This window comes from Plantactinospora alkalitolerans (assembly GCF_015690345.1).
GTDB lineage: Bacteria > Actinomycetota > Actinomycetes > Mycobacteriales > Micromonosporaceae > Plantactinospora > Plantactinospora alkalitolerans.
The window spans coordinates 25,206-31,205 of the sequence record NZ_JADPUN010000413.1 but is presented as its reverse complement, the minus strand read 5'-3'; the positions used below and the strand labels follow the sequence as shown (position 1 = coordinate 31,205).

The 6,000-nt window shown below is 69.8% G+C and carries 7 protein-coding genes; all 7 read left to right on the top strand.

Annotation, left to right across the window (positions count from 1 at the left end; translation table 11 throughout):
• Positions 1-2,054, top strand: a 2,054-nt coding sequence (gene infB, locus I0C86_RS40340; RefSeq protein ID WP_196206587.1) for a translation initiation factor IF-2, incomplete at its 5' end; no start/stop codon positions are given.
• A 132-nt stretch (positions 2,055-2,186) separates the two neighbouring features.
• On the top strand, positions 2,187-2,480 hold the full coding sequence (locus I0C86_RS40335; RefSeq protein WP_196206586.1) for a DUF503 domain-containing protein: 294 nt from the start codon (positions 2,187-2,189) through the stop codon (positions 2,478-2,480).
• Between the two features lie 161 nt (positions 2,481-2,641).
• Positions 2,642-3,133 carry a 30S ribosome-binding factor RbfA gene (rbfA, locus tag I0C86_RS40330; protein ID WP_196206585.1) on the top strand — a complete coding sequence of 164 codons (492 nt, stop codon included), beginning with the start codon at positions 2,642-2,644 and terminating at the stop codon, positions 3,131-3,133.
• Positions 3,130-4,242 (top strand): DHH family phosphoesterase, encoded by a 1,113-nt coding sequence (locus tag I0C86_RS40325; protein WP_323374154.1) that lies wholly within the window; start codon positions 3,130-3,132, stop codon positions 4,240-4,242. The genes rbfA and I0C86_RS40325 overlap by 4 nt, the downstream gene beginning before the upstream one ends.
• Before the next feature lie 52 nt (positions 4,243-4,294).
• Complete coding sequence (locus I0C86_RS40320) at positions 4,295-4,702, top strand: hypothetical protein (protein ID WP_196206584.1); 408 nt, start codon at positions 4,295-4,297, stop codon at positions 4,700-4,702.
• Positions 4,699-4,908 (top strand): DUF6186 family protein, encoded by a 210-nt coding sequence (locus I0C86_RS40315; protein ID WP_196206583.1) that lies wholly within the window; start codon positions 4,699-4,701, stop codon positions 4,906-4,908. The genes I0C86_RS40320 and I0C86_RS40315 overlap by 4 nt, the downstream gene beginning before the upstream one ends.
• 567 nt (positions 4,909-5,475) lie before the next feature.
• Positions 5,476-5,823 carry a hypothetical protein gene (locus I0C86_RS40310; RefSeq protein ID WP_196206582.1) on the top strand — a complete coding sequence of 116 codons (348 nt, stop codon included), beginning with the start codon at positions 5,476-5,478 and terminating at the stop codon, positions 5,821-5,823.
• The last annotated feature ends 177 nt before the right edge of the window (positions 5,824-6,000 follow it).

Sequence of the window (6,000 nt, the reverse complement as noted above, 5' to 3'; positions counted from 1 at the left end):
GTTACCGGGGTGGTCCCGGTGGCGGTGCCGGTGCTGGTGGTGGCGGTTACCGGGGTGGTCCCGGTGGCGGCGCACCGGCCGGTGGCGCGGGTCGCCCCGGCGGTGGCGGTCGCGGCCGTGGCGGCGGTGCCGCAGGTGCCTTCGGGCGTCCGGGTGGCAAGCCGACCCGTGGTCGCAAGTCGAAGAAGCAGCGCAGACAAGAGTTCGACAATCTGTCCGCGCCGACCATGAGCTCGGGCGCCCCGCGCGGCCAGGGCCAGGTCATTCGGCTGCCGCGTGGCGCCTCGCTGTCGGACTTCGCCGACAAGATCAACGCGAACCCCGGTTCGCTGGTCCAGGAGATGTTCAACCTGGGCGAGATGGTCACCGCGACCCAGTCCTGCTCTGACGACACCCTGAACCTGCTGGGTGAGCACCTCGGCTTCGAGGTGTCGATCGTCAGCCCGGAGGACGAGGACCGCGAGTTGCTGGCGCAGTTCAACATCGACCTGGATGCCGAGGTCGCCTCCGAGCGGCTGGTCACCCGTCCGCCGGTGGTGACCGTGATGGGTCACGTCGACCACGGTAAGACCAAGCTGCTCGACGCGATCCGCAAGGCGAACGTCGTCGAGGGCGAGGCCGGCGGTATCACCCAGCACATCGGTGCCTATCAGGTGCACGTTCCGCACGATGGTGTGGACCGGGCGCTGACCGTCATCGACACCCCGGGTCACGAGGCGTTCACCGCCATGCGTGCCCGTGGTGCCCAGGTCACCGACATCGTGGTGCTGGTGGTCGCCGCCGACGACGGCGTCATGCCGCAGACGATCGAGGCGCTCAACCACGCCAAGGCGGCGGACGTACCGATCGTGGTCGCGGTCAACAAGATCGACAAGCCCGACGCCAACCCGGACAAGGTTCGCCAGCAGCTCACCGAATACGGTCTGGTCGCCGAGGAGTACGGCGGCGACACCATGTTCGTGAACGTGGCGGCCAAGCCGGGCATCGGCATCGAGGAACTGCTCGAGGCGGTCCTGCTCACCGCCGACGCGTCGCTGGAGCTGACCGCTCCGATCGACGGGCCGGCCCAGGGTGTGGCCATCGAGGCGCACCTGGACAAGGGGCGCGGTGCGGTTGCCACGGTGCTGGTGCAGAAGGGCACCCTGCGGGCCGGCGACTCGATCGTCGCCGGTGGGGCACATGGTCGGGTCCGGGCCATGCTCGACGAGAACGGCAAGCAGGTCGCCGAGGCGGGGCCGGCGCGTCCGGTCATGGTGCTCGGTCTGACCGCGGTGCCGGGCGCGGGCGACACGTTCTTGGCGGCCGAGGACGACCGGACGGTGCGGCAGATCGCCGAGCAGCGGCAGGCACGGCGGCGGGCGGCGAGTTTCGCCAACTCCCACCGGCGGCCGAGCCTCGAGACGATCATGGAGCAGCTCAAGGAGGGCGAGAAGACCTCGCTCAACCTGGTGCTCAAGGGCGACGGGTCCGGTTCGGTGGAGGCGCTGGAAGACGCGCTGTTCAAGCTGGACATCCCGGAGGAGGTCCAACTGCGGATCATCCACCGGGGCGTCGGTGCGATCACCGAGAGCGACGTGATGTTGGCCAGCGCCTCGTCCGAGGCGGTGACGATCATCGGCTTCAACGTCCGGGCCTCGAACAAGGTCCGGGAGATCGCCGACCGCGAGGGTGTGGAGATCCGGTACTACACGGTCATCTACCAGGCCATCGAGGAGATCGACGCAGCGCTCAAGGGCCTGCTCAAGCCGGAGTACGAGGAGGTCGAGCTGGGCAGCGCGGAGATCCGCGACGTGTTCCGCTCGTCCAAGATCGGCAACATCGCCGGCTGTATCGTCAGGTCCGGTGTCATCCGACGCAACGCCAAGGCGCGGCTGCTGCGGGACGGGGCGGTCGTGGCCGACAACGTCGCGATCAGCTCGCTCAAGCGGTTCAAGGATGACGCCACCGAGGTCCGCGAGGGCTTCGAGTGCGGTCTGACGTTGAGCAACTACAACAACCTTCAGGTTGGTGACATCATCGAGACGTTCGAGATGCGCGAGAAGCCGCGCGCCTGATCGATATCGATGTACCGGTGGCCGGGGCCCGACGGGTCCCGGCCACCGGCCTGTCCGGGACCGGCGGACCGGCGGACCGCCGGACCGGAAAGATGATGATCAGCGAGGGCGGTATGCCGTACCCTTCCGGCCGTGTATACCGGAACCGCCGTTTTCGACCTGCTGCTGCCCGGAGACTCGCGCTCCCTGAAAGCGAAGAGGTCGTACGTCCGCCCCATTGTCGCCGCACTGCGGAAATTCGAGGTCTCGGCCGCCGAGGTGGGCGCGCTGGACCTGCACGGCCGGGCCCAGATCGCCGTCGCCGTGGTGGCCTCCGAGACCGAACACGTCAGCACGGTGCTGGACTCCTGTGAGCGCCTGGTCGCCGGGCGGCCGGAGGTCGAGTTGCTCTCCGTACGCCGACGGTTGCACGGCGCGGATGACTGATCCCGGGCGCTTCGGCCGGTATCCGGGCCAGGGCCGCTGATGTCGACGGCGGCGGCGCGGGCCCGGGGCGCGCAGGTAGTGTTCAGCACGTCGGACGGTCCGGCCGCGGCGCGTGGCGCCGCCGGTCCGGCCCGGAAGCGGGATGCCGTGGAGGTGCGGAGATGACGGACCAGGCGAAGGTGCGCCGGCATGCGGAACGCGTGCGGGAGCTGGTGGCTTCGGTGGTGCGTACCCAGGTCAAAGATCCCCGGCTCGGCATGATCACGATCACCGACGCGCGGATCACCCCCGACCTGCGGGAGGCCACGGTCTTCTACACGGTGCTCGGCGACGCGTCCGAGCAGGCGGCCACGGCCGCCGCGCTGGAGAGCGCCAAGGGCCTGCTCCGGAGCACCGTCGGCAAGGCACTCGGGTTGCGGCACTCGCCGAGCCTGGCCTTCGTCCTCGACAACGTGCAGGACCAGGTCAAGCAGATCGACGAGTTGCTGACCGCGGCCCGTACCGCCGACGCCGAGGTGCAGCGCCTGGCGGCCCAGGCCGAGTACGCGGGTGAACCGCAGCCGTACAAGGTCGAGGACGACGAGGACGCCGACGAGGACGCGGACGACGACGAGGACCGGCCGGCGGCGGGCGGAACCGGAGCCCGGCCGTGAGCGGCGGAGCCCTGCTCGCCGACGCTCCTCCGCCAGCGGCGACGGAGCAGCCGACCGAGGCGGAGTGGGCCGCCGCGGTGAGCGCGATAACGAAGCTGCCCGCCGATGGTCGGGTACTGCTGATCTGCCACGTGAACCCGGACGGCGACGCCCTGGGCAGCATGCTCGGGTTCGCGCTGGGACTGCGCCGGATGGGCGTACGCCGGTTGCAGGCCACCTTCCCCGGACGCCCGGAGGTGCCGGAGCCGTTCCGGGCGATGCCCGGCCTCGACCTGCTGGTACCGGCCACCGAGGCGGACCCGGACCCGGACCTGGTGATCTGCTTCGACGTCGCCGCCGTGTCGCGGCTGGGTGACCTGGCCGACCGGCTGGACCGGGCCGGCGCGTCCTTGGTGCTGGACCATCACGCCTCGAACACGCGGTTCGGTGGGATCCACCTGGTCGACCCGGACGCCGCCGCGACGTCGGTGGTGGTGGAGAAGCTGCTCGTCCGGCTGGGAGTGCCGCTGGACCAGGGGATCGCCGAGTGCCTGTACGTCGCCCTGGCGACCGACACCGGCTCGTTCCGGTTCGACATGACCACTCCGGCGGTGCACGAGATGGCCGCCCGGCTGCTGGCGACCGGTATCCGGCCCGGGGAGATCTCCCGGCGGATCTTCGACACCCGGCCGTTCGGCGCGGTCCGGCTCTACGGGGACGTGCTGGGGCGTACCCAGCTCGAACCGCTGGAGGCCGGCGGGCGCGGGCTGGTCTGGACGTACGCCACGCTGGCGGACCTGGCCCGGCACGAGCAGCGTCCGTACACGCTGGAGCCGCTGATCGATTCGGTGCGCTGCACCGCCGAGGCCGACGTGAGCTGCGTACTGAAGCAGGTCGCCGAGGGGGAGTGGGCGGTCTCCATGCGCAGCAAGGGCGCGATGGACGTCAGCCGGGTGGCGGTGGCCCTGGGGGGCGGCGGACACCGCCTGGCGGCCGGCTTCACCGGGTACGGGTCGGCGCCGGAGGTCATCGAGGCGATCCGGGCCGAGCTGGGCCGGGACGGGGTCGCACTGGACCGGAGCGGAGCCGACGCAAAGGCACCCACCGCCGGCCGGCAAGATCAGGAGTAACCGGGCGGGCGTCTAGCTTTCCGCCGAGGGGTGCCACAGGGACAATTGGCGGATGGAACAGCAGCCGGAGCTCTCCGCCGATGTGCCCCGGGCCTGGGACCGACCGATCGTATCGGTTCCCATTCTCACCTTTCTGTCCCTGGTCGGCGGGCAACTTCCGTCGTTCTCGCCCCAGGCCAACCTCTACACGATCGGCACCGGTGGTGCGCTGGTGTGGCTCGGGCTCTCCAACCGGATGCCCCGGCGGACCGTACCGCAACGGTTGGGGTCCGGTGCCGTGTGGTGGGTGCTGCCGGTCATGATCTTCGGGGTCTTCGAGGCCGGCACGTTCATGCTCGGCTCCCGGGACGACTTCCCGACCTTCTCGAAGATCGCCGACCCCCTGCTGGACGACTCGCTGATCCGTTCCGCCGTCTACTTCGCGTGGCTGTCGGCCTTCTGGGGACTGGTACGCCGATGAAACTTCTCGCGATCGGCGGGTTCACGACGGCCCTGCTGTTGTTCGTCGTGGTGGAGTGGGCGGCCCGGCGGGAGGGGTCCCGGATTCCGACCTTCGGTGACGTCTGCGCGTACGTGATGCAGTACGAGGTGGGCCCGGTACCGGTCGGCCGGATCGCCCTGTTCGGCTTCTGGTGGTGGATGGGCTGGCACTTCTTCGCCCGCTGAGCCCGCTGAGCAGGACTTACTGCCCAGTACCGTCCCGAATGGTGGGAATGCTGCACAGGATGTGGACCTGAACGATAGCTTGGGTAATGGAACTGAACGATAGCTAGGGTCGTGACCGCGCCCGTTCCACCCGCGTCGGGTGCGCCACCCCCTCAACGAGCATTGCCTGCCTCCAGGGTCAACCGACCCGGGCTCACGCTGTCCCGGCCACCATGTCCGGCGATCCCGGACCTGCCACCGAGGACGATCAGCAGGACCCGTCGCAGTGGGCCGCGTTGACGCGGCATCACGTGCCCTGGAAGGAGCCCTCCCATGGCGGCCAAGCCGAACAAGCCCAAGCCCGAGAACACCGATGAGGCCCGCGAGCAGGCCCGTCGCGCCGTCCAGATGTCGATGGACACCCGCCAGTGATCGAACTCGGGGCGGAGTGACAGATCCGCTCCCGGTCTTTCCGTTTCACGATGCCGGTGGTGAACGGTTGAGTGAGCCTCGCCGCGCGCCCCAAGGCGGCCGACGGCCTGGGAGGCTCACCGCGACGTGGCGTGGCCTTCGAGATGCGAGGTGCGGATGGCAGCAGCCGGCACCGTCCTGGCAAGGACCACCCATCCCGTACGTCGGCTGCCCAGGCTGCGATCCGCACAGCCGGCTCCTGAACCCTGCTGGCCGGTTCACCAGCTTCCCGAGGCGTACCAGTTGGACGGCTGGGCTGGCACCTTCGACGTACGCCCGGAGGACCTGACCGAACTCGACGGCGGTGGCTCGCTCGACCAGGACCTCCGGTACGGCGTCGTCGCCCTCTCGCATGCCGGCGCAGACCTGCTGACCTGTCACCTCCGCCGGGTCGGTAGCGGGCAACCCGGGGCCCGCTCCTCGTCGGTGCCATCCGGCCCGTCGTGCCGAGCATCGCCGACCTGATCAGGCTCGGGCTCGGCCTGCACTTGGCGGTCACCGTCACGGTCACCGACCACAGCCGCAACGCCCGAGAGTTCCGACTCGTCCAGGGTGAGAGTGGGAACGTCGCTGATCCCGGTGCCACAGACGCCCGTTCCGACTCCGGTCCGCCTGGCAGAATGACAGAACCATCGATTGTTG